This window comes from Pyramidobacter piscolens W5455, from assembly GCF_000177335.1.
GTDB classification, from domain to species: Bacteria; Synergistota; Synergistia; order Synergistales; family Dethiosulfovibrionaceae; genus Pyramidobacter; species Pyramidobacter piscolens.
In genome coordinates this window covers 1-23,092 of the sequence record NZ_ADFP01000014.1, presented here as the reverse complement: position 1 = coordinate 23,092, position 23,092 = coordinate 1, and the positions used below count along the sequence as shown (strand labels likewise).

General features: G+C 62.8%; 20 protein-coding genes and 1 pseudogene. 12 read left to right on the top strand and 9 right to left on the bottom strand.

The genetic code is table 11. The annotated features are described in order from the left end of the window. Positions 1-374 precede the first annotated feature (374 nt). The 4 genes from HMPREF7215_RS01060 to HMPREF7215_RS12220 form a co-directional block, all read right to left on the bottom strand. Positions 375-2,105 (bottom strand): ABC transporter ATP-binding protein, encoded by a 1,731-nt coding sequence (locus HMPREF7215_RS01060; protein WP_009163711.1) that lies wholly within the window; start codon positions 2,103-2,105, stop codon positions 375-377. Beyond that, positions 2,099-3,847, bottom strand: coding sequence for an ABC transporter ATP-binding protein (locus HMPREF7215_RS01055; protein WP_198004527.1), 1,749 nt, complete (start codon positions 3,845-3,847; stop codon positions 2,099-2,101). Before HMPREF7215_RS01055 ends, HMPREF7215_RS01060 begins: the two co-directional genes overlap by 7 nt. A gap of 88 nt (positions 3,848-3,935) precedes the next feature. After that, positions 3,936-4,550: a TetR/AcrR family transcriptional regulator gene (locus HMPREF7215_RS01050; RefSeq protein WP_009163709.1), complete on the bottom strand. Its 615-nt coding sequence runs from the start codon at positions 4,548-4,550 to the stop codon at positions 3,936-3,938. A 196-nt stretch (positions 4,551-4,746) separates the two neighbouring features. Continuing rightward, positions 4,747-5,418 carry an ankyrin repeat domain-containing protein gene (locus HMPREF7215_RS12220; RefSeq protein ID WP_050768839.1) on the bottom strand — a complete coding sequence of 224 codons (672 nt, stop codon included), beginning with the start codon at positions 5,416-5,418 and terminating at the stop codon, positions 4,747-4,749. Positions 5,419-5,623: 205 nt separating this feature from the next. Between HMPREF7215_RS12220 and HMPREF7215_RS01040 the strand changes: the two genes are divergently transcribed. Then, complete coding sequence (locus HMPREF7215_RS01040; protein WP_156797379.1) at positions 5,624-6,577, top strand: DUF362 domain-containing protein; 954 nt, start codon at positions 5,624-5,626, stop codon at positions 6,575-6,577. Then, on the top strand, positions 6,570-7,469 hold the full coding sequence (locus tag HMPREF7215_RS01035; protein ID WP_009163706.1) for a permease: 900 nt from the start codon (positions 6,570-6,572) through the stop codon (positions 7,467-7,469). The genes HMPREF7215_RS01040 and HMPREF7215_RS01035 overlap by 8 nt, the downstream gene beginning before the upstream one ends. 81 nt (positions 7,470-7,550) lie before the next feature. Here HMPREF7215_RS01035 and HMPREF7215_RS01030 read toward each other — a convergent pair whose 3' ends face one another. Both HMPREF7215_RS01030 and HMPREF7215_RS01025 read right to left on the bottom strand, forming a co-directional pair. Next, positions 7,551-8,021 carry an HAD family hydrolase gene (locus tag HMPREF7215_RS01030; protein WP_009163705.1) on the bottom strand — a complete coding sequence of 157 codons (471 nt, stop codon included), beginning with the start codon at positions 8,019-8,021 and terminating at the stop codon, positions 7,551-7,553. Between the two features lie 6 nt (positions 8,022-8,027). Next, positions 8,028-8,807, bottom strand: coding sequence for a type III pantothenate kinase (locus tag HMPREF7215_RS01025; protein WP_009163704.1), 780 nt, complete (start codon positions 8,805-8,807; stop codon positions 8,028-8,030). A 188-nt stretch (positions 8,808-8,995) separates the two neighbouring features. On the opposite strand from HMPREF7215_RS01025, the gene coaBC reads away from it, so the two are divergent. Both coaBC and HMPREF7215_RS01015 read left to right on the top strand, forming a co-directional pair. Further along, a complete protein-coding gene (gene coaBC / locus HMPREF7215_RS01020) occupies positions 8,996-10,189 on the top strand; it encodes a bifunctional phosphopantothenoylcysteine decarboxylase/phosphopantothenate--cysteine ligase CoaBC (RefSeq protein WP_009163703.1) in 1,194 nt (397 codons plus the stop codon). A gap of 107 nt (positions 10,190-10,296) precedes the next feature. Beyond that, a complete protein-coding gene (locus tag HMPREF7215_RS01015) occupies positions 10,297-11,631 on the top strand; it encodes a C1 family peptidase (protein ID WP_009163702.1) in 1,335 nt (444 codons plus the stop codon). 136 nt (positions 11,632-11,767) lie between these two features. Here the strand turns inward: HMPREF7215_RS01015 and HMPREF7215_RS01010 are convergent, their stop codons facing one another. After that, a complete protein-coding gene (locus HMPREF7215_RS01010) occupies positions 11,768-12,211 on the bottom strand; it encodes a hypothetical protein (RefSeq protein WP_009163701.1) in 444 nt (147 codons plus the stop codon). Positions 12,212-12,431: 220 nt separating this feature from the next. On the opposite strand from HMPREF7215_RS01010, the gene HMPREF7215_RS01005 reads away from it, so the two are divergent. Both HMPREF7215_RS01005 and HMPREF7215_RS01000 read left to right on the top strand, forming a co-directional pair. Then, positions 12,432-13,049, top strand: a complete 618-nt coding sequence (locus HMPREF7215_RS01005) for a response regulator transcription factor (protein WP_040550011.1) — start codon at positions 12,432-12,434, stop codon at positions 13,047-13,049. A 213-nt stretch (positions 13,050-13,262) separates the two neighbouring features. Then, positions 13,263-13,745: a prolyl-tRNA synthetase associated domain-containing protein gene (locus HMPREF7215_RS01000; RefSeq protein WP_009163699.1), complete on the top strand. Its 483-nt coding sequence runs from the start codon at positions 13,263-13,265 to the stop codon at positions 13,743-13,745. Between the two features lie 96 nt (positions 13,746-13,841). On the opposite strand, the gene HMPREF7215_RS00995 is transcribed toward HMPREF7215_RS01000, so the two are convergent. Further along, positions 13,842-15,137: a CdaR family transcriptional regulator gene (locus HMPREF7215_RS00995; RefSeq protein WP_156797378.1), complete on the bottom strand. Its 1,296-nt coding sequence runs from the start codon at positions 15,135-15,137 to the stop codon at positions 13,842-13,844. 159 nt (positions 15,138-15,296) lie between these two features. On the opposite strand from HMPREF7215_RS00995, the gene HMPREF7215_RS00990 reads away from it, so the two are divergent. The 5 genes from HMPREF7215_RS00990 to HMPREF7215_RS00965 all read left to right on the top strand — a co-directional run bounded on the left by HMPREF7215_RS00990 (position 15,297) and on the right by HMPREF7215_RS00965 (position 21,667). Then, on the top strand, positions 15,297-16,583 hold the full coding sequence (locus HMPREF7215_RS00990; protein ID WP_009163697.1) for a glycine/sarcosine/betaine reductase component B subunit: 1,287 nt from the start codon (positions 15,297-15,299) through the stop codon (positions 16,581-16,583). A gap of 13 nt (positions 16,584-16,596) precedes the next feature. Then, positions 16,597-17,910 carry a glycine/betaine/sarcosine/D-proline family reductase selenoprotein B gene (locus tag HMPREF7215_RS00985; RefSeq protein ID WP_083798207.1) on the top strand — a complete coding sequence of 438 codons (1,314 nt, stop codon included), beginning with the start codon at positions 16,597-16,599 and terminating at the stop codon, positions 17,908-17,910. A gap of 195 nt (positions 17,911-18,105) precedes the next feature. Further along, positions 18,106-18,462 carry a GrdX family protein gene (locus HMPREF7215_RS00975; protein ID WP_009163694.1) on the top strand — a complete coding sequence of 119 codons (357 nt, stop codon included), beginning with the start codon at positions 18,106-18,108 and terminating at the stop codon, positions 18,460-18,462. Positions 18,463-18,576: 114 nt separating this feature from the next. After that, entirely contained in the window at positions 18,577-19,962 is a 1,386-nt protein-coding gene (locus tag HMPREF7215_RS00970; RefSeq protein ID WP_009163693.1) for a sodium-dependent transporter, read from the top strand. 175 nt (positions 19,963-20,137) lie between these two features. Next, positions 20,138-21,667, top strand: a complete 1,530-nt coding sequence (locus HMPREF7215_RS00965) for an LTA synthase family protein (RefSeq protein WP_040550009.1) — start codon at positions 20,138-20,140, stop codon at positions 21,665-21,667. Between the two features lie 191 nt (positions 21,668-21,858). Here HMPREF7215_RS00965 and HMPREF7215_RS00960 read toward each other — a convergent pair whose 3' ends face one another. Beyond that, on the bottom strand, positions 21,859-22,677 hold the full coding sequence (locus HMPREF7215_RS00960) for an IclR family transcriptional regulator (protein ID WP_009163691.1): 819 nt from the start codon (positions 22,675-22,677) through the stop codon (positions 21,859-21,861). Positions 22,678-22,879: 202 nt separating this feature from the next. On the opposite strand from HMPREF7215_RS00960, the pseudogene HMPREF7215_RS00955 reads away from it, so the two are divergent. After that, positions 22,880-23,092 (top strand): annotated as a pseudogene (locus HMPREF7215_RS00955) (M20 family peptidase); the annotation flags it as partial.

Genomic DNA, 23,092 nt, shown 5'->3' with positions numbered 1-23,092 from the left:
GCCTTTTTATAGCGCCGAGGATGCCTCGAAAACTGCATCAGATAGCGCCCCGCATGCTTTTTGCGACACGGTCGCGCGCCAGCGCGGCATTTTCAATTATGCTTTTTATACTAATTCTTGATAGAAAGTATTAACATAGTTTTCTGGGCGCTGCGAGGGAGTTCAGTCGCTCAGAACTATCTCGACTGCTGCACAGTCTGCACAGCTCGCTTTGTGAATCTCCCTCGCAGCGCCCTCGTATTCGGCTTTTTGATCAAGAAATAGTATAATATGAACGGAATATGACCGCACCACAAGAGGCCGCCTCAAAACTCGATTGAGGCGGCCTCTTGCTGTTTTTCTGCGCATTCGCGCTTCTTCGTCGAAGTTTCTGCCTACAGCCCCCAGTTCTGGCTTTCGGTTTGCAGGCGGGCCATGCGCGCGAACGGACCGCCGCGCTGCAGCAGCTCGGCGGGAGCACCCTGTTCGGCGACGGCGCCGTCGGAGAGCACGACGATCTTGTCGGCGTTGGCGACGGTGCGCAGGCGGTGGGCGATGACGAGCACGGTCTTGTCGCGGATCAGCCGCGACAGGGCGGCCTGGATCTGAGATTCGTTCTCCACGTCCAGCGCGGCGGTCGCCTCGTCGAGCAGGACGATCGGCGCGTCTTTGAGGATGGCACGGGCGATGGAGATGCGCTGGCGCTCGCCGCCCGACAGCTCGCGCCCGTTTTCGCCGATCATGGTGTGCCAGCCGTCGGGCAGCTTGTCCACGAACTCGTCGCAGCAGGCCAGCCGCCCCGCCGCGATCACCTCGTCGTCGCCGGCGCCGCGGCGGCCGATGCGGATGTTTTCCATGACGGTGTTGTTGAACAGCGTCACGTCCTGGAAGACGATCGAGAAAAGCGAAAGCAACGTTTCCGGCGCGATCTCCGCCACGTTTTCGCCGCCCACGGTGATCCGTCCCGTCGTCGCGTCCCAGAAGCGCGCGGCCAGCCTCGTGGCCGTGGTTTTGCCGCCGCCCGAGGGGCCGACGAGGGCCGTCACTTCGCCCTGACGGGCGGTGAAACTCACGTCTTTCAGCACGGACACGCCGCTTTCGTAGGCGAAATCGACGTGCTCGAAGACGACGTCGCAGCCGCGGGCGTTCATCCGCTCGCGGCCGTCTTGTACGGGACCGTCGAGGATCTCGTTCATGCGGTCGATGTTCGTGCGCGTGGCGATCGCCGCTACAAGGTTCTGCAGCGCGCCTTCGAGCGGCGCGTAGATTCTCGAAGCTGTCATGAGGAACAAAAAGAACACGAGCGGATCGAGCGCCCCTTTTTCCATCAGCAGCGCGCCGGTCAGCGCCGTAGAGGCGACGCCCAGCCGCAGCAGCAGCGTGGCCAGCGTCACGAAGCAGGCGATCAGAGATTCGGAGACGACGGCGCGACGCTCGACCGCCCTGATTTTTTCGTCGAGACCGTCGAGATAGGCGTCTTCGGCGTTGTTCGACTTGAGATCGCGCAGGCATTCCAGACATTCCTGAATGCCGTCGGCGCAGGCCATTTTCGCCGCCATGGACTTGCGGTCGAGCGCCTGCTGGCCCCGCGCGGAAAAGGCGACGACGGCGAAGGCCGGCGGCAGCACCCAGAGGACGGCCAGCGCCATGCGCCAGTCGAAGGCGCACAGCCCCGCCGAGACGACGGCAGCCGACAGCATCGCCCCGGCCAGCGCCGGCAGATAATGGGACTGGCTCTTTTCGAGCACGGCGCAGTCGTTCATGATCGAGCTGGAAAGATCGGCCAGATCCTTCCGTCCGAAGAAGGACAGAGGCAGGCGGCGCAGTTTTTCGGCCAGAGCGGTACGGCGCACGCCCGATTCCACATAGGTGGAGAGATAGGTGCCGTCGTACTGCAATCTCGTGGCGGCGGCGATAAAAAGCAGACAGCCCGCGCAGGCGAGCGCGTAGAACAGAGCCCGCTCCGCGGCGATCCCGGCGGCAAGGTCGCGCACGAAGGCGAAAAGCAGCCCGGCGGGGGCCATGAAGGAGATGTTCTGAAGCGTCTGCGCCAGACAGGCTCCGACGAACGCACGCGCTCCCCGTTCGGAAAGGGCGAAACGGCGCTGTAATTTTTCCATCAGCATGAGCGCGCCTCCTTCGCTACTTTCCAGCTGGCGGCGCGCAGCGAGTCGCGCCACATGCGCGTGAACAGCCCGCCGCGTTCTGCAAGCTGGCCGAAAGCCCCCTGCTCGACAATCTTTCCGTTCTCGAGCACGCAGACGAGATCGGCGCGCTTCACGCTGCTCAGCCGGTGGGCGATCATGATCACGGTCTTGCCCTGCGACAGCCGCGACAGCGCCGCCTGGATGCGGGACTCGTTGTCGGGATCGGCGAAAGCCGTGGCCTCGTCGAGGATGAGGATGGGTGCGCCCTTGAGCATGGCCCGCGCGATGGCCAGTCGCTGCATCTCGCCACCGGAAAGATAGACGCCCTTCGCGCCGATCTCGGTGTCGGCGCCTCGCGGCAGCTTGGCGAGAATGTCGTCGCACTGCGCCGCCTCGAGCGCGGCGAACACTTCTTCACGCGAAGCCGCGGGACGGCCGAGGCGTACGTTGTCGAAAATCGACGCCTTGATCAGGCGGCTGTCCTGAAATACGAACGAGACGAAGTCCGTCAGCTCCTTCTTGGCAATGTTACGGACGTCGACGCCGCCGATCAGCACGCGTCCTTCCTGCGGGTCGAAGAAACGCGCGATCAACTGCGTCAGCGTGCTCTTGCCGCTGCCCGACGGTCCTGCCAGCGCCGCCCGCATTCCCGCTTCGATGCGCAGCGACAGACCGTCGACGGCCTTTTTGCCGGGAGCGTAGCTGAAACTCACGTTTTCCAGCGTCACCGAGGCGTCGTGCGGATGCTCGCCGTGCTCCGGCTGAGACAGGGGTTTTAAGGCCAGCACGCCGTCCACGCGGTGCAGCGCGTCGGTCACGGTCATGCGGTTCTCGACCAGGTACATGATTTTTTGAAAATTGACGGCGACGGCCGGCGTGACGACGACGTAAAAGACCAGGTCGCTCAGCAGCCCCGGCGTGACGCCGCCGTGCGCCAGCCACAGGCCGCCGCCGATCAGGAACAGGAACGCCGACTGCACCAGCGCCGTGAAGAGGATCATATGGGGGCGCATGGCTTTGGTGTAGCCGATGACCCACTTTTCGTAGCGTTCGATGGCGCCGCGGAAGCTCTTGAAGGAGAACACGCTCTGCCCGAACGTCTTCACCACGGGGATGCCGCGGATGTACTCGACCGCCTCGTTCTCCATGTCCTTGAGGGCGTTCTGATAATCGCCCATCTGCCGCTGCATGTCGGGCCCCACCATGGCGCGCATCGACAGCGCCGCGAGAAAGGCCGGCAGCAGACTGAGCAGCCCCAGCCGCCAATCGAAAAACAGGATCAGCGCCCCCAGCCCCGCCGTGGAAGCCAGCGTCGCGCTGGCGTCGGGCAGCTGGTGGGCCAGATAGTTCTCCGTCGCCGCCGAACAGTCGGCGACGATTGAGCGCAGCTTGCCGGTGCCCAGGCTTTCGGCGCTGCCCAGCGGCAGCCCGGCGATGTGGCGCATGAGGCGGATACGCATGTTGACCGCCACGCGGAACGCCGCCAGATGCGAGCACATCAGCCCGAGGATGGAGACGACCAGCGACAGCGCCGCCGCGGCCACCGCTTTCCAGCCCCAGGCGGCCATGTCCTCCGCTCCGCCGCCGCCCAGCGCCGCGGCGGAAATCTTCCAGATGAAGACGAACGGCGCCAGCCCCAGCAGCGCCGACAGCGCCGCCAGCACCCACGACGCCCGTGTCAGGCGGCGGTAGCCTCCGGCGTACTCCATCAGCCGGGGCAATATTCGCTCTCCTCTCACGATAAAACCTCCTTTTGCCTCTTCATTTAATTAGAAATAACTAACTCACACGGCGATAAAAAAAGGGCTGTTACAGCCCCATCAGCTTCGCCCAGCCGGCGCGGTGAAAATCGCAGAGCTGGTCGATGCATTTCAGCGCCTCCTCAGGCGGCACGTCGTGAACGATCAGCTCGAACAGCGCCGCAAAGCGCCCGCTGACGACGATGTGCTCGAAGTGCGGACTCACCGTCGTGACGGAACGCCCGCGAGACGTCAGCGCCGACATGAAGCCGCGCGTTTCGGCGATCTCGCGTTCCGTCAAGCGGTGGACGAAACCGCCGCATTTCGACGATTCCGGCGCCGCGAGGATCAGCCGGAAGGCGTCGCGGTGGGCGCGCGCGTATTCGTACATGGCCTTCATGCACCGGCGCCCCACTTCGCCCATGGCGTCGATCTGCTCTTCCGGCGCCATTCTTTTGAAATCCGCCGCCGCCGCTTCGTACAGTTCCATGATGCGCCGCGCGTGCGGCAAAACCAGCGCGTCGAACAATTCTTCCTTGCTTCCGTAGTAGCGGTAAAACGCGCCCGTCGTCACGCCTACGTTCTTGACGATCTGCCGCAGCGACGCGCCGCGAAAACCCTTTCGCAAAAATTCCGCCGTCGCCGCCGCGAGGATCTTCTCCTGCGTTGCCGGCTCCCGTCCCATTCCGTTTCCCCCGTTGGTAACAGTGTTATATAACAGCGTGATCTTAGAGCGAAGTGACTTTTCTGTCAAGCCTCGTCCACAAAATGTCCCGAGAAAACACTGTTCCACGTGGAACAATTGAAGCGGGCGGAAGCCGATGATCCCGATGCCATCGGCTTCCGCCCGCTTTTCGTTTTTCGAGTGCCGGCGAACGGATTTAGTGATATCGATCCAGACGGTCCAGCCACGGCGAACCGCACAAGGCCGGATTGGCGCGGGCGTAATCGACGGCGCGGCGGCCGGAGGCGTCTTTCGGCCGGAGATCGGCGCCTTTTTTCAGTAGCAGGTCAATTATTTCCGCCCGGCCGCTTTCGGCCGCGGCCATCAGCGCCGTGACGCCCGAGGCGCTGGCCCGGTTCAGCGTGTCGGGGGCGGCTTCGATCAGCGCGGACAGCACGGCGGCACTGGGATTGCCGCGCGCGGCGAGGATCAGCGCGGTGCTGCTGGTCATGTCGGTCAGGCGCGGATCGGCGCCGCATTTCAACAGCGCCCGCGCGATACGGGCGCGCGGGTTGCGCAGGGCGGCCACCATCAGCGGCGTCAGTCCCTGAAAGTTGGCCTTGTTCACTTCGGCGCCCTTTTTCACCAGATATTCGATCACGCGCGGGTCATCCTGCTCGCCGGCGGCGCAGATCAGCGGGCTCTGTCCGGTGGCTTCAAGGCGGTTCACGTCGGCGTTGCGGCGCACGCCCTTGCCGACCTGCGAGAGTTTGCCGCGGGCGCAGCAGGCGAGAAATTCGTCCTGCGGCATCACGCCGCGCGCCGCCGCCCCGGCTGCGCAGGCCAGCGCCAGCGCGGCAGCCAGCGCGAAGATTCGTTTTCCGTTCATGACAAACGCTCCCTTCGCCGGAAGATTTTTCGACTCTATTATCCCATCTTTTCGCGCCGGCGCGTCGGCGATTTTGCCAAACGCGCGGCCGGCGCTTGACGTGAAGGGCACTCGAGGCTGTAACATTTTATGCGGACGGCCGGGCGGAGAGCGCAGGCCGTCAGGCACGATGCACGTCAATTTGCGAAGAAAGAAGTGATTGAGGATGAAGAAATTCATGCGTTCCGCGCTGTTGGGGCTGATGGTTCTGGGCTCGCTCGTCTCGGCCGTTTTCGCCGCGGCGCCACAGGAGATCCCCGCCGTCTACATGACGAAGAGCATCACGCCGGAAGGAATGGTACGGGCCTACAAGGCCCTGAACTGGACGCCGACAGGGCGGGTCGCCGTCAAGCTGAGTACCGGCGAGCCGCCGGCAAGCAACTATCTGCGGGCGGAACTGATCGCCGACGTGGTCCGCCTCGCGGGCGGCACCATTGTGGAGTGCAACACGGCCTATAACGGTTCGCGCGCCGAGTCGGCCATGCACTATCAGGTCGCGAAAGATCACGGTTTCACGGCCATCGCTCCTTTCGCGATCCTCGACGAAAAAGGCGACGCCTCTCTGCCCGCGGCGGGCGTCCATTTGAAAGAAAACCTTGTCGGCAAAGCTTTCACCGATTTCGATTCCTATCTGGTGCTGACGCACTTCAAGGGTCACGCCATGGCCGGATTCGGCGGCGCGATCAAGAACATTTCCATCGGCCTCGCCTCGCGTACCGGCAAGTGCCTGCTCCACTCCGCGGGAAAGAGCCGCACCAATCCCTGGGGCGGCGTGCAGGATCATTTCCTCGAGTCCATGGGCGAAGCCGGCAAATCCGTCTCCGACGCGCTCGGGCAAGGAGCGCGCATCGCCTACGTCAACGTCATGAACCGCCTCTCGGTCGACTGCGACTGCGACGGCCATCCCGACGAACCCGACATGCACGACGTCGGCATCCTCTCCTCGAGCGACCCGGTGGCGCTTGACCAGGCCTGCATCGACCTCGTTTACGCGCAAAAGGACGGCGAAGGGGCCTCGCTGGTAAACCGCATCGAGTCGCGCCACGGCCTCCACACGCTGGAAAACGCCGAGAAGATCGGCCTCGGCCGCCGCAAGTACAGGCTGGTCTCTCTTGATTGACGTCCTGCAGCGGGAGCTCGTCTACGTCGGCTATTACTTCACCGTTCAGTTCCGGCAGATCTTCCGCTACTGGCTGCTGGGCATGCTGATCGGTTCGGCCGTGGCGGTCTTCGGCACACAAAAAATCCACGGCGCTTTCAGCCGGCTGCAGGGGCGAAAACTCAGCCTGCTCGGCATCGTCCCCGCCTGCCTGCTGGGGATCGCCTCGCCGCTGTGCATGTACGGCACGATCCCCGTCGCCGCGTCGTTTTCCGCACAAGGCATGCGCGACGATTGGCTGGCCGTCTTCATGACAGCCTCGGCGCTGCTGAACCCGCAGCTGCTCATGTACAGCGCCGCGCTGGGAACGACGATGCTGGCCGTGCGCGCGTTGTCGTGCTTTCTCTGCGGCGTCGCCGCGGGATTGCTGGTCCATTTTTTTCGCCGGAAGAGCTTCTTCAACTTCGCGGGCTTTTCCGCGCCGGAGAATCGCGACGCCGAGCCCAACGTCCCGCTCCGTTTCGTCAAGAACTTCGGCCGCAACGTGCGCGCCACCGGCGGCTGGTTTCTGGCCGGCATTTTGCTGTCGGCGCTCTTCCAGCGCTACGTGCCGGCCGGCGCCTTCGCGAAACTCTTCGGAAGGCACGAAGGCTTCGGCGTGCTGATGGCTGCCACGGTCGGCGTGCCGCTCTACGCCTGCGGAGGCGGCACCATCCCCCTGCTTCAGAACTGGCTCGCCGACGGCATGAGCGCCGGCAGCGCCGCCGCTTTCATGATCACCGGTCCGGCGACGAAGATCACCAACCTCGGCGCGCTCAAAATCGTCTTGGGACCGCGCAGTTTTTCGCTCTACCTGGCCTTCGTGATGCTTTTTTCGCTGCTGGCGGGGCTGCTGGTGAATCTGGCGTTTTAAAGCGCCAATAAGCAAAGGGAGCCGCTTGTCTGTTTTCCCACAGGCAAGCGGCTCCCTTTGCCTTTGCGCCAGTTCGGATTTTCAATTTCTCAGCGTCGCCCTGAGGCGGTCGGGTTTGAGGAGCAGGTCCAGGGCGTCGGCGGCGGTTGCGGCGAGCACGTCGGCGTGGGGCAGCAGGGCGGCGCAGAGGCCTTCGCCTTCGAGCACGGCCACGGAGAGATCGGCGAGGCCGAACATGGGGATATCGTTGAAGCCGTTGCCGAAGCAGGCGACGCCGCCCTTCAGGCCGGCGACGATTTCTTTCTTGCAGTTCCCCGCGCCCGCGCGCGGAAAGGCGTGCACTTCCACGCCCAACGGCTCGCACTGGGCACGCACGGTGCCGTAGGTGTCGGCGGTGAGCACGTGGACTTTCGCGCGCTTCAGCAGCTCGGGCAGTCGCGCTCTGACGCTTTCAAGCACTCGTCCGTCGACGGCGACGGTGCCGTTGTAGTCGAGCGCGACGTGGGCGATTTCCAGCGGCGCGGCGCGGCCGGGGATCTCGATGCGGATCATGGCGCCCTACCCGCGGGGCCTGCTTTTGTTCTTCGCGTAGAGCGCGCGCAGGCCGTCGAAGAGCAGGTATTCGTCGAGGACGATGGGCCGTCGGCACAGCGGCGCCACCTTGGCGGCCAATCCGCCGGTGATCACGGCGGTGCACTTTTGGCCGAGCTGCCCTTCCATGCGGTCGATGAAGCCGTCGATCATACCGGCGTGGCCGTACATGATGCCGGAGCGGATGCAGTCCTTGGTGTTGGTGCCGATGAGCCGATCGGGCGCGTCGAGGCTGACATAGGGCAGCTGGGCCGTGCGCGCGCCGAGAGCGTCGACGGAGATGCCGAGCCCCGGCGCGATCATGCCGCCGCGGTAATTGCCGTCCTTGTCGATGACCGAGCAGGTGGTGGCGGTGCCAAGGTCGAAGACGAGGATCGGACAGGGGTATTTCGCTTTCGCGGCCACGGCGTCGACGATCAGATCTTTGCCGAGCAGCTCAGGCGCGTCGGTCATGATCGTCAGGCCGAGGTCGAGCGCCGTGGTCACGGCCATCATGCGCTTGTGCCAGAGCAGCTGAAAGGCGCGGTCGAGCGCCTGCGTAACGGCGGGGACGACGGAGCTGATCGCGCCGTCTTCCACATCGCCGAGCGCGAAGCCGTGCATGCGCAGCACGCTCTCGACGATCATGGCGTATTCGTCTTCGGTCTTGTGCCGGTCGCTGGCCACGCGCCCCGTGAACAGGCGGCGGTCGCCGTCGTAGCCGCCGATGGTGACGTGGGTGTTGCCCACGTCAAACAGAAGAAGCATATTTTTCCCTCCCGCAATATTTTCGTCATGCCGCGAATTCCCCGCGGCGATCGTGCGCCTTCAGTATAACGGTCGAGCAATTTTTCGCAAGGGCGGGCAGCGAATTTTTCTTCGCACGCCGCCCGCTTTTTGGTATACTTGGCGCGGGAACGGCAACTCATCTTCGCCTTGTGAAGGAGGCGCTTTTCATGCTCGAGGGAAAAAACATTCTGCTGGGAGTGAGCGGCGGCATCGCCGCCTATAAAATCGCGTCGCTGGCTTCGGCGCTGACGAAGCGCGGCTGCGCCGTGCAGGTGATGATGACGAAGGCCGCGGAGCAGTTCGTCGCGCCCGTCACGTTCGAAGCCCTGACGCACCGCCGCGTCTTCGACGACGTGTTCGACCGCGCCGACCCTTCCGTCATCCACCACATCGCCCTGGCCGCCGAGGCCGACGCGCTTGTGGTCGCGCCCGCCACCGCCGACGTGATCGCCAAAATCGCCCACGGCATCGCCGACGACATGCTCACCAGCACCGTGCTGCCGTTTACAGGCTGCCGCATCGTCGTGCCCGCCATGAACACCCACATGCTCGACAACGCCGCCACGCAGGAAAACCTGGCCACGCTGCGCCGACGCGGCTGGCACGTGATGGAGCCGGCCGATGGGCGCCTGGCTTGCGGCGACACGGGACGCGGCAAAATGCCCGAGCCGGAGGACATCCTCGAGTTCATCGAGCATTTCGCCGCCTGCGAAAAGGATCTGACCGGTGAGCGCGTGCTCGTCACCGCCGGCCCCACGCGGGAGGCGCTCGACCCCGTGCGCTTCCTCACCAACCGCTCAACGGGCCGCATGGGCTACGCCGTCGCCCGCGCCGCCGCCATGCGCGGCGCGCAGGTGACGCTGGTATCCGGCCCCGTCTGGCTGAAAAAGCCGCTCTTCGTCGATCTGGTCAGCGTCGTCAGCGCGCAGGAAATGTTCGACGCCGTCGTCTCGCGTTTCGACCGGAGCACCATCGTCGTCAAGGCCGCCGCCGTCGCCGACTACCGTCCCGCCGTGGCTTCCGAGAACAAGATCAAGAAGCGGGACGCGGACATGAACCTGCCGCTGGAGCGCACCGCCGACATCCTCAAATATCTGGGCGAGCACCGCGCCGACCAGTTCATCTGCGGCTTCTCCATGGAGACGGAGAACCTGCTCGAAAACTCGCGCGCCAAGCTCGCCAAAAAGCGCGTGCAGATGATCGCCGCCAACAGCCTCAAAGTCGCCGGCGCCGGCTTCGGCGCCGACACCAACGTCCTCACGCTGATCACCGCAAACGCCGAGACCGAGCTGCCGCTGATGAGCAAGGACGAGGCCGCCCACCGCCTGCTCGACGAGATTTTGCGCCGGCGCGGGCGGTAAAGTACAAAACTTCCGCTTGTAAAGCCGCGCCGATGGCACTATGATAGCGGCGGAGACATCGGCCGCCGGACATACGGCCGGCACATTCTGACGAAGGAGAGAGAGTCATGTCATTTGAGGGAATTTCCGAACAGCAGCGCGCCGAGTACCGGGCGCGTTACGAGAGCAGCGCGCTGTACCGGGCGGTGGGCAACGCGCTGTCGAAGCACGGCATCGGCGACGTCGCGTTCAGTTCCAGAGGGCGCAACGCCGCGCAGTTCCGCTTTTCGCACGTCGTGCCCACGCTGCCCGCCGCCAATCAGAAAAAGAGCGGCCGCTGCTGGATCTTCGCCGCGCTCAACGTGCTGCGCGAGCTGACGGCCAAAAAGCTGAACCTCGCCGAGCTGGAGTTTTCGCAAAACTACACGGCTTTCTGGGACAAGTTCGAAAAGGCCAATTACTTCCTCGAAAGCGTCATCGCGCTGGCCGACAGGCCCGTCGACGACCGGTTGCTGAGCTATGTGCTCGACACCGCGGTGCAGGACGGCGGCCAGTGGGACATGTTCGTCAACCTGGTCGAGAAGTACGGTGTCGCGCCAAAGTCGGCCATGGAAGAGACGTTCCAGAGCAGCAACACCGCCGACATGAACAAACTGCTCAACGCCAAACTGCGCCGCGGCGCCGCCCGGCTGCGCGCCGAAGCGGCCAAGGGCGGCGATCCGCGCGGCCTGAAAGCGCAGATGATGGACGAAGTGTACGCGCTGCTGTGCCTGTGCTTCGGCCAGCCGCCGCAGACGTTCGACTTCGAGTACGTCGACAAGGACAAGAACTTCCACGCCGACCGCGACCTGACCCCGAAAAGCTTTTACGAAAAGTACGTCGGCCTCGACTTGAAAAACGATTACGTCAGCCTGATCAACTCTCCCACCGCCGACAAGCCGTTCTATCGCACCGTCGCCATCGACTGGCTGGGCAACGTCGCCGAGGGGCGTTCCGTGCGCTATCTCAACCTGCCCATGGACGAGCTGAAAGACCTGATCGTGCGCCAGCTCAAAGACGGCGAGTGCGTCTGGTTCGGTTCCGACGTCGGCAAGAAAGGCGCGCGCGACATGGGCATCTGGAGCGACGCCTGCTTCGACTACGAAGGCACCTTCGCGATGGACTTCGCCATGACCAAGGCCGAGCGCCTCGACCTGCGCGACAGCGCCATGAACCACGCCATGGTCATCACCGGCGTCAACCTCGACGCCGCCGGGCAGCCCAACCGCTGGAAGATCGAGAACAGCTGGGGCGACGAACACGGCGACAAAGGCTATTATCTGATGGACGGCGGCTGGTTCGACGAGTACGTCTATCAGGTCGTGATCAACAAAAAGCACCTCAGCGAGAAGCAGCTCGCCGCGCTGGAAACCGAGCCGCTGCACTTCTTCCCCTGGGACCCCATGGGCACGCTGGCCGAGTAGTCTTTAAACAAGAACCGCCGCCACAACGCGGAGACACGAAAAACGGAATCCTCAACGGCATGAGCTCGTTGGGGATTCCGTTTTATGTCGATGATTTTTTGCGCCTTCGCGGCGGCTTTCGTTAAGGAACGGCCGTCTACTTCTTGAACTCGATGGAGTTGAAGACGTTCGTGGCAAGATCGCTCTCATGGTCGCCGGCGATGGCGATGTAACCGATCGCGGTATCGTCGATGGCGAAAATCTGCGCGTACACGGGCGCGTTGTTGACCGTCGCGGTGTACTCGTAGCTCTCCCCCTCGCCGTCCATCCTGGCGAGATCGGTCGCGCCGTGAACCTTGGCGAACTGCTCGGCGGCCGTTTTGACCGTCAGCTGTTCGGAAGCCTTGAGCGCCGACACGGTGAAGGCCAGCGAACTGTCGGCGGCCTTGAGCACGCCGGTGACGGAGTTGTCGTCCTGCTGGACCGTTTCGAACGTCCAGCCCTCGGGCACGTCGGCCGTAAAGTAGCCGCAATCCATCGGCGCGGCCCAAGCCATGGCGGCCATCGCCAGCACAAACACAAACGCAAGAAGCTTTTTCATCGTTTTTCCTCCTTGAAAAATGGCGGTTCATGCCGCCAATCGCCGGGGCATGTCCCCGCGTCTCCGCATATTTTATCCGCAGCCGCCGCGCGCCGCAATGCCCCTTCCGGCTAAAATTGCGCCAAGAAAATTAGCCTAAAGTCCTTGACAAGAGGTCCGAAAAAACGTTAGCATCTTGAAAAAGCCTCAATTATCTGCAGAAAGGTCAAAAAAAGAACAGATGGTTCATATTGTCGTTGTCAGCCGCCATAACTTGATCCGTCGCCTGCTCTCGGACTGTTTTGCCGCACAAAAAGATTTCGCGGTCGCCGCCGAGCTGGAGCGCACGGAAGATGCGCCCGGCGTTTGCGAAACACTGCGCCCCAACCTGTTTCTGTTCGACGTCGCCCTCGACAACGTGCGGAGCGCGCTCAGCAGTTCCGCCGCGATAAAAAAGAGCTCGCCCTCCGTCAAGATCACGTTCCTTACAGGGCTGTCCGACTCGTCGCTGATCGCCGACGCGCGCGAGGGAGGCGTCGATTCTTTCCTCTTCTACAACTGCGTGCAGGAAGGGCTAGTTACCTGCGCCCGCGGCACGGCGAGCGGCTACCAGATCTATCCCAACGAAGAGATGCTCCGCCAGATCGACCCGTTCGCCGGCGTCTTTACGCGCCGCGAGATCAAACTGCTCTGCATGCTCTGCGAATCCAAAAGCCGCGAGGAGATCGGCGCCGTACTCGCCCTCTCGCCCAGTTCGATCAAAGGCTGCGTGTCGTCGATTCTGAACAAGACCGGTTACGGCAACATCTCGCAGCTCATTTCCTACATGATCTCCCACGGCTGCCTCGCGCCGCGGTGAGCGCAAAGAGTTCTCGCGTACAACGCCGTTGAGAGCAGAAGCAGCGATGGCCGTCATTTTGTCCAGATCTCGAGGGAGCGCTCAGCCATACGGCGACGACCTCCACCGGCCCGCCGCCGCGCCCTTTCGCTGGACGGGCGACGCCGTTTCTGACAGCGGAAAGACGCGGCGCGGCAAGATCATAACATCTTGAGACAAAGGAGCTGAACGACCATGAACAAGCGGGAAGTGATGGCGATGCTGGACGCCGAGGGGATCGCCTACGAAAAGGCGGAACACGAGCCCGTCTACACCATCGACGAGATGCTGGCGCTCGGCCTGCCTCACGTCGAGGCGATCGCCAAGAACCTTTTCGTCCACGACGACAAGAAACAGCGCTATTACCTGATCACCGTCAAGGAAGAAAAGCGCGTCGACCTGAAGGATTTCAAGGCGCGCTTCGGCACGCGCCGCCTCAGTTTCGTCTCGGAGGAAGAGCTGAACCGGATCCTCGGCCTCGCCAGGGGCTCGGTCACGCCCTTCGGCATCCTCAACGACGAAGAGCGCCAGGTGACGGTTTACTTCGACGACGATTTCCGCGGCCGGCTGATGGGCATCCATCCTAACGAAAACACCGCCACCGTCTACGTGAAGACCGAAGACGTGGCGCGTCTGATCACGGCGCACGGCAACGAACTGAACTTCGCCCGTTTCTGAGACCGATTTTCAACGTTGAAAACGGCCGGAGACTGATGACATTCGATTCATCAGCCTCCGGCCGCTTTTTTTTCGGTCCGGCGGGCGTTTTCGCTTTCATTCTTCGGCGGACGGAGCGGCGCTCTCCTTGGCCGCGGGGCCGGAATACTGGCCGAGCAGCAGGGCGAAATAAAAGTTGAAACAGGCGGGGAAGCTGTGAATGTCCTCGCCGGTGAGGCGCTCGATCTTCTCGAGGCGGTAGATCAGCGTGTTGCGGTGGATGTGGAGCCGCCGCGCCGTCCCCACCAGCGAAAAACCGCTTTCGCACCAGGCCCGGATCGTCTTTTCCAGCTCCGGCCAGTCGGATTTGGCGCGCAGGTTGCCGGTCAGGGCCTTGATGAAGCGGATGCGCACGGGCGCGTCGATGGTGGAAATCACGTCCTCCATGCGGAAGTCGGCGATGCAGTATACGTCGGGACGTTGTTTGAACTTTTTGCCCAGCATCAGGACCTTGCGGGCCTCATGGCAGCTGATCGACAGCGCCGCAATGCTGTGAGCCGGCGAGCCGATGCCGATGGCGGCTTTCAGCCCGTAATCCTCGAGCCGGTCCAAAAGACTCCGCGAGAGTTCGACGACCTGCGCAAGCGCCGCCTTTTCGTGCTGCGGGTCGGCGCGATCGGCGTCCTTGACGGCATGGAGCGTGACGAAACGATTGTTGCCGCTGATGCTGGAAATGTTGTGCGGATGGGAGAAAACGCCGCGCATCTCCGCGAGGATGGCTTTTTTGACGTTGAGGATGCGCATCTCCACCTGCCCGCTGTCCCCGTCCCGGCATTCGCGGCGGACGGCCAGCGCGTAGCGGCCGAACTGGTACAGATCGACGACGATGGGAATGTAGAACAAGCTCGGATCGTAGCCGAGCTCGATGGCCCGCGACTGAAGCATGGTCTCGTTGCCGACGCCGGGGACGAAAGTCTCCAGGTCGTGGATCAGGTTCTGGATGATGCTCTCGCGGCTGCTGGAGTAGACGTGGAGCTCGCGCTCGCGCAGCAGGATCTCGATCTGTTTTTTGACGATCAGGCCGAACGGGCGGACCTCGTCCGGCGAGCCCGTGAGAGCCATGGTGCCGACGGTGCGTCCGTTCAGATTCCGAATCGGGAACGTGACGCCGGGAAGCGTCCCCCGGAACAGCCGCGCCTGCTCCCGCGTCGTCTCGGAAGCCGTACCGGTGCGCGCCACTTCGAGCGAGGCCTCGTGCAGCTGGCCGACGCGCTCCGTCTGGCTGGCGCCGATAATCCTGCCGTCCACGTCGGTGATGATGAGGTTGTGGCCGATGATTGCCGCCGTGGAAGAAGCGATCTCCTGGGCGCATTTTTGTATTAATGTCATCTCGTCTATCTCGTTTTTTTTCATCATTTCACCTCATCTCGTACGGTTGATACGAATCTCCGGACGTATTAACTCACAAAATCTGGTAACTTGCAACGTTTTTTTTGCGAGGGCATTCTTTATGATTTTGAATAAGGCGAGGAACCATAAATAATATTCAGCAAGCTAAGGAGGAATGCTTCTATGAGGCTGGAACTTCGCAAGGCCCATGTGACCGGGCTTGAATGGGGCAGCCCGACCCGCATGGAAAACGGCGTGCTCTACGTCGACAAGGAAGGTTTGATCGCCGCGCTTTCCGACGACGACCGCATCGAAAAGTGGGACGTCGATCTGGCCCGTCCCGGCGAATCGGTGCGCATCATCCCCGTCAAGGACGTGATCGAGCCGCGCGTCAAGCTGGAAGGCGGCGAAAGCTATTTCGCTTCCGTGATCGGCCCCAACGACACGGCGGGCGAAGGCGCGACGTTTGTGCTCGACGGCGCCGGCGTGGTCACCGTCGGCCCGATCATGGGCTTTCAGGAAGGTTTTATCGACATGTCCGGCCCCGCCGCCAAGTTCAGCCCGTTCGCGGAGCTGTTCAACGTGGTGCTGATCGCCCGGCCGGTCGAGAATCTGGAAAAGCACCAGTACGAGGAAGCGATCCGCGTCGCCGGGCTGAAAGCCGCCGTCTGGCTGGCCGACTGCTGCAAAAACGCGAAGATCGACGCCACGGAAGTTTTCGAAAAAGGCACGGTGGCCGAAGAGCTGAAAAAATATCCCGACCTGCCGCCCGTCGTCCATCTCTGCATGTGCATCACGCAGGGTTTGCTGCACGACACGTACGTGTACGGCGCCGACGTGAAGACCTGCCTGCCCACGCTGCTGCACCCCAACGAGGTGCTCGACGGCGCCATGGTCTCCGGCAACTGCGTGTCCGCCTGCGACAAAACCACGACCTGGCACCATCTGCACGATCCGGTGGTCAGCGAACTGTACGCCCAGCACGGCAAAACCGTCAACTTCCTGGGCATGATCCCCACGCAGGAATCGGTCGTCCTCGCCGGCAAGGAGCGCGCTTCGTCCTTCAACGCCCGCCTCTGCCGCGAGCTCGGCGCCAAGGGCGTGATCATCACCGAGGAAGGCTATGGCAACCCCGACAGCGACCTCTGCCTGAACGTCAACAAGTGCGAAGCGCTGGGCATGAGCACCGTCGTCATCGCCGACGAAGCGTCCGGCACCGACGGCGCGTCGCAGGGCCTGGCCGACGCCACGCCGCAGATGACGGCCTTCGTCTCCTGCGGCAACGTCAACGAGATGCTCGAAGTGCCGGCCATGAAAAAAGTGATCGGCTTCATCGAGTCCATCGCCCACGTTTCCGGCGGCGCGGCCGAAAGCCTTCGCCCCGACGGCTCCATGTACGTCGAGCTGCAGTCGATCATCGGCTCGACCTGCGAGACCGGCTTCAACAGGTCCGGCTCGCTCTGGGTGTAAGGAGGAATCGATCATGACGTTCCGCATCGTTCATTACATCAACCAGTTTTACGCCGGCATCGGCGGCGAGGACATGGCCCACGTGCCGCCCGAAAAGCGCGACGGCAAAGTCGGCCCCGGCGCCGCCCTTCAGGCCGAGCTGGGCAAAGACGCCGAGATCGTCGGCACGGTGATCTGCGGCGACAACTACTTCAACGAACACAACGAAGAGGCCAAAAAGACGCTGCTCGAGATGATCGGCAGCTACAAGCCCGACCTGCTGATCGCCGGCCCGGCGTTCTTCGCCGGACGCTACGGCATGGCCTGCGGCGACATCTGCGCCGCCGTGCAGGACACGCTGGGCATTCCCGTCGTCACCGGCATGTATCCCGAGAATCCCGGCGCCGAGTCCTTCGCCAAGAAAGTCTTCATCGTCAAGACGGCCAACAGCGCCCGCGGCATCAAAGACGCGGCCAAATCCATGGCCTCGCTGGCGCTCAAGCTGCTCAAGAAGGAAACTCTCGGCCCCGCCGCCGACGAAAACTACATCAGCCGCGGATTCCGCCGCGTTTTCTTCCACGAGAAGAACGGCGCTCAGCGCGGCCTCGAGATGCTGCTCAAGAAGATGGCCGGCGAGCCGTTCCAGACCGAGTACGAGATGCCGACCTTCAAGAAGATCGAGCCCTGCGCTCCGGTCAAGGATCTCAAGCACGCCACGATCGCCCTGATCACCTCCGGCGGTATCGTTCCCAAGGGCAATCCCGACAAGATCCGCGTCTCTTCCGCGGAGTCTTACGGCCGCTACGACATCACCGGCCTCAACGACCTCACCCCCGAGAACTACGAGTCCATCCACGGCGGCTACGACACGCAGTGGGCCAACGCCAACCCCGACGTGGTGCTGCCGCTCGACGAGATGCGCGAGCTGGAAAAAGAGGGCAAGATCGGCAAAATCTACAAGTACGTGTACTGCACCACCGGCACCGGCACGGCCGTGGCCTGGGCCGAGAAGTTCGGCCAGGAGATCGGCCCGGAGCTGAAAGCCGCCGGCGTCGACGCCGCCATTCTCACCTCCACCTGAGGCTCCTGCACTCGATGCGGTGCATCGATGTCGCGTGAAATCGAGAAGGCCGCCGGCATCCCCGTCGTGCAGATCGCCACGATCGTGCCGATCATGATGACCGTCGGCTCCAACCGGATCGTGCCCGGCGTCGCCATCCCCCACCCCGTCGGCAAGCCGGAGCTTGGCGACGCGGAGGACAAAAAGGCCCGCCGCAAGCTGCTCGAAAAGGCGCTCGAGGCCATGGTCACGCCGATCGACAAACAGACGATCTTCAAGGCGCTCTAACGGAAATGTGGCTTCCGCCGTCAGGCGGCGGCGAAAAACATAAAGCCGGCGAAACCGCGTCGGGTTCCGCCGGCTCTTTTCGACGCCGCGCAAATGAAATTTTTCACGATTCATTCTCTCAGGCATAAAACCGCGTTTAATAAACACGGATTTAACGTCCGATTCTTGAAATCATTTTTTTCGGGAGGGCCGACCATGATCGTCACCAACAATCCGGATGTCGAAGCGGCAAAGCTCGGCGCGACCGTGCTGGTCGAGGGCACGCCGCTGGACGTGCTGCTGAAGGTCTCCGAATACCTGGGAAAGGACTGGCATCTGGTCACGCATCCGCTGTCGGCGAACAACCGCCTCAACACGAGCCCTTACCGCTCGGTCGTCCTCTCCGAAAAGCCCTCGTGGGAGGGCGACGACCGGGAGGTTCTCGGCCGGGCGATCGAGCATCTGTCGCTGCAGGGATTCGACGATCCGAAGGGGGCCGACGCCGATTACCGCTGGATCGATCTGGAACATTTGAAAACGGCTCTTGCCGAAGCCGAAAAATTCCATGTGTGAACCGATTCCCGCATCTTGGGCTGCCCGCGCGCCGCGTCCGGGATGCGGGAATCGAAACGGTTTGCCGCGAATATTCGCGGCAGCAGAGTGTTGAAATGGAAGGGATGATTTTTTATGGAAGAACAGAAACGAGACAGTTTTGGCAGTCGCATCGGTTTTATCCTTTCAGCCGCCGGTTTCTCCATCGGCCTCGGCAACGTCTGGCGTTTCCCTTATCTCACCAGCAAGTTCGGCGGCGGCGCTTTCGTGTTGGTCTATGTGCTGATCTGCGTTTTCGTCGGCCTGCCCCTGTTCCTCGGCGAACTGAGCATCGGCCGCCGCATGAAGGCGACGCCCATCGTCGGGTTCCTGCGCGAAAAGAAACCTTTCTGGTCACTGATCGGCTGGGTCGGCGCCATCGCCTGCATCGTGCTGATGGCGTATTACACGGTCATCATCGGCTGGATGGTCCGTTATGCCGTGAAGGCTCTGACCGGCATTTTCACCGGTTCCACTTTCGAGCAGACCAAAGTGATGTTCGACGATTTCATGAAGAGTCCCTTCGAGCTGATCGCCTACACCGTCGTCGTCTTCTTCGCGCTGGGGCTGGCGATCTCGCGCGGCGTCAAGGAAGGCGTCGAGAAACTCTGCAAATGGCTGCTGCCCATCCTCGGCCTCATGATCGTGACGCTGGCCGTCCGCTCGCTGACGCTCAGCCCCGTGGAAGGCGTCGGCAAAACCGCCATGGACGGTCTGAGATGGTATCTCAGCCCCGATTTCAGCCAGATATGGAATCCCGAAGTGTGGCTGTACGCCCTCGGCCAGAGCTTCTTCTCCATCGGCGTCGGCATCGCCACCGCCGTCGTGTACGGCTCCTATCGCAGCGACACCGACAACATGCCCAAGGACGCCGCCATGGTCGTCACCATGGATACTTCCTTCGCGCTGGTCGCCGGCGTGGTCATCTTCCCGGCGCTGCTCGTCTACGGCGCCGATCCCAACGCCAGCGGCGTCGGTCTGGTCATGGAGATCATGCCCGTCGTCTTCGGCAAGATGCCGATGGGCTCGTTCTGGGCTTCGCTGTTCTTCATTCTCGTCGCCGTCGCCGGCTACACCTCCGGGCTCGGATACCTCGAAGCCCCCGTGGCCTGCTTCGCCGACTTCTTCAAGGTGAAAAGAAGCAAAATGACCTGGATCGTCGTCTTCGTCATGTTCGTGCTCAGCCTGCCCTGCGCCTACTCGCTGAGCGAAGGGCACGGCTGGATGTCCACGTGCCGGGTCCTCGGCAAGAGCATCTTCGATTTCGCCGATTACCTGTCGGGCAACGTGATGATGCCGGTCGACGCGCTGCTTGTGTCGCTCTACATCTCTTTCGTGCTGAAGTTCAATGGCTACATGGAAGAAGCGAACAAGGGCCTGGACGAAACTCATACGTGGCGCGTCAGCGGCTGGTGGAGACCCTGGGTCACCTACGGCCTGCCCATCGTCCTGATCGTGATCATGTACCGCAACGTGTTTTAGAAATAAAAGACGGCGGCGCGCAAGCGCTTTTTCGTGCCCTCGTTTCCGTCGCGCGGATTTTCTGCGATCCGCGCGACGGATTATTTTACGCCGCGCGCGTGCTACAATATCGCATAAAGTGGCGGGTATCGCTTCTCTCTCCAATTTCGAAGCTGCGAAAGAAAGGTCTTTCGGCATGGAAAAGTGCGCTCAAGACGCGTTGTTGTTTTTTCTGCCCTTCGCCGCGGCCGGGCTTTTTCTCGTCAAAAACCGGAAGCTCGGCTCGCTGGCGGTGCTGCTCGGCTACGCGCTGGCGGCGGCGCAGGCGCTCTGCGCCGCCGTGCTGAACCGGGATCTCGATTACTTTGTCTTCATGCGTCTCGACTGGGACATGCTGCGCATGGCGCCGCTCGTGATGGCGGCGACGAGCGCCGTTTTCGCCGGGCTCACGCTTGCCGTCCTGACCGTCGTCTGGCTGAACTGGACGGGGCGCCTGCGCCGCGTTTTCGCGCCGAAGCGACGTTTTCCGCGCCTGGGGCTGCTGGCGGCCTGCGCGCTGGCGGTCGCTTTTTCGCCCGTGACGTCGGTCTATCGGGAAATGCTGGAATCATGGCGGCAGTACGCGCGGACTTCGTCCTGTTCCGAGGCGGAGCTGTTCGCGGCGCTGGGCGCGCGGCGGGAGCCGGTTGCGGAGGCCGACGTCGCGGCCGAGGCGGGGCGAAATATCGTGGTCGTTTACTGCGAGTCGCTGGAGAACAATTTTCTGGACCGGGAGGATTTTCCGGATTCGCTGCCGCGCCTGCACCGCCTCGCCGATTCCGGATGGACGCTCTGGGACAATTACAAATGCGTCAGCGGCGCGACCTGGACCGTCGGCGCGCTGTACGCGACGCAGACGTCGTTTCCCGCCTTTTTCGGCGGCGCCGGCGACGATATTTTCAACCGGGTCGAGAGCAGCCGCCTGACGTCGTACGCGAGAGTGATGCGGCGGGCTGGGTACGACTGCCTGTTTCTGGCGGGCTGCGAGCTCGGCTTCGGCGGCACGGGCGGCCTCATGAAAACGCTGGGGTACCGCGTCAAGGGGGCGCGGGACTTCGAAAAGGGCTGCGAAAAAACCGTCTGGGGCGCGCACGATTTCGACCTGTTCGAACAGGCCAAGCTCGAATACTCGCGCCTGTCAGCCGCCGGGCGGCCGTTCAACCTGACGCTGCTGACGGTCGACACGCACTTTACGAAAGGTCTTCCCGACGCGCGCCTGAAGGACAAGGTGGCGCCCGCGGTGCCGCCCATGAGCCACGAGTACTGCGTGGCCTGCCTGGATTACCTGCTCGGCGATTTCGTCGATTTTGTCGAAGCGCAGCCGGGCGGCCGTGAAACGGCGATCGTCGTCCTCGGCGACCACCTGATGATGGGCAGCGAGAACAACACGCCGATCCTCAAGCGCCTGAAAAAACGCGCGCGCACGGTGGCGCTGCTGACGAACCGCCGTGCCGCGGGCTGGGATCCGCGCGGCGAGATCGGCTTTTACAACGTTCCCCGGCTGATCCTCGATCTGGCCGAAGTCAAACACAACGCGCTGTTCCTCGACGGGCTCGTGCCGAACATCTCGCCGCGGACGATCGAAGCGCACAGCGCCGCGCTGACGGCCCTCAACCTGCGCCTGACCGTTCAGAAAGCGGCGGACTCAAAGGCGGGACAAAAGACGCCGCGCCGGCGGGAAAAATAACATCGCTTAAAAAACATGATTTATGATCCATTGAAAACGCTGCGTCGAAAGAAAGATGTTCCACGTGGAACATCAAAAAAACGCTCGACAAAAAGCGCCCTGGTACGCGTCGATGAAGGAGAGCCATCGGCCGTATCGGGGCGCTTTCGTTTTTTGTCGGGAAATGCCGCGGCTTTTTTTTCGCGTCGCGGCTATTCGTCCCGGCGCGGCATCTTGGGCACGAACTTTTCCGCGCCGGCGGTCATCGACTGGATGTAGGCGGCCGCCTTCCGCAGCGCGGGCACGGCTTTTTCGATCAGCTCGGGCGTGAGGCGCTCCGTGGTGCTGGCGAGGCCGAGCGCGCCGAGCAGCTCGCAGCCGGCGCCGAAAACGGGCACGTCCAGCGCCGCGGTGCCGTAGGTGCGCTCCTCGCGCGAGACGGCGTAGCCCTGTTTCAGCGTCTTTTCAATGGCGCGCAGCACTTCGTCGGCGGTCGTCGGCGTGTGTTCGGTATAGCGCGGATAAGGGGCCGCGGCGAGGATTTTGGCGCGCAGCTCCGCCGGCCCCCAGGCGAGCATCACCTTGGCGGCAGCGCCGTAGGGGAACTTCGCCTCGCTGCCCTCGGGCGTGACGTAGCGCGCCAGCTGCGCGCGGCAGACGGAGCAGACGCACAGGCGCCGGTCGTCGCGGATGATCTGGAACGAGACGTTCTCGTCCAGTTCACGGGCGATCCGTTCCAGCTGCGGTCGCAGCACGTGGAGCAGCGGATTGTGGCGCTCGAACGCCTTGCCCAGCGACAGCACGCGGGGGCCGAGCGCGTAGCGGGCGTCTTCGCCGCGGCGGATCACGTAGCCCATCCGCTCCATCGTGCCGCACAGGCGCATGACGCGGGATTTGTGGATGCCCAAAGCGCCGCTCAGCTCCGTCAGCGACGCCGAGCCCTCCGTTTCGAGAAAATCGAGCGCCTCGAGGCTGAACACGACCGAAGCGTTCAGCCGTTCGGATTCTTTGACGCGTTTTTTGAGCTCCATGCGGGATCTTCCTTTCCGGGCGGGGGGCGCCGTATGACGATGAACGCCGCGTTGTCATCGCGTTTTTTTCGTCGAGAGTCTTGACAACTTTCTTCCGATCGCTAAAATAATAGCAAATTCTAAAAATAGAATCAAGTATCATAGAAAATAGAACTTTTGTGCGCCCCATCTTGAGCGGACAGCACGGAACGGAGGATTTTCGATGAAGGAAAAGATGTTTGCGCTGATCGACGCGCTGAAGCCGGAGCTGTCGGCGATGTCCGACGACATTTACGACCACCCGGAAGTCGGGCTGACGGAGGTCCACGCTTCGGCGCTGCTGACGGAATGGCTGGAGAAGCGCGGCTTCGCGGTGGAGCGCGGCGTCGGCGGCCTGCCCACGGCGTTCCGCGCCGTGTACCGCCGCGGCGAGGGC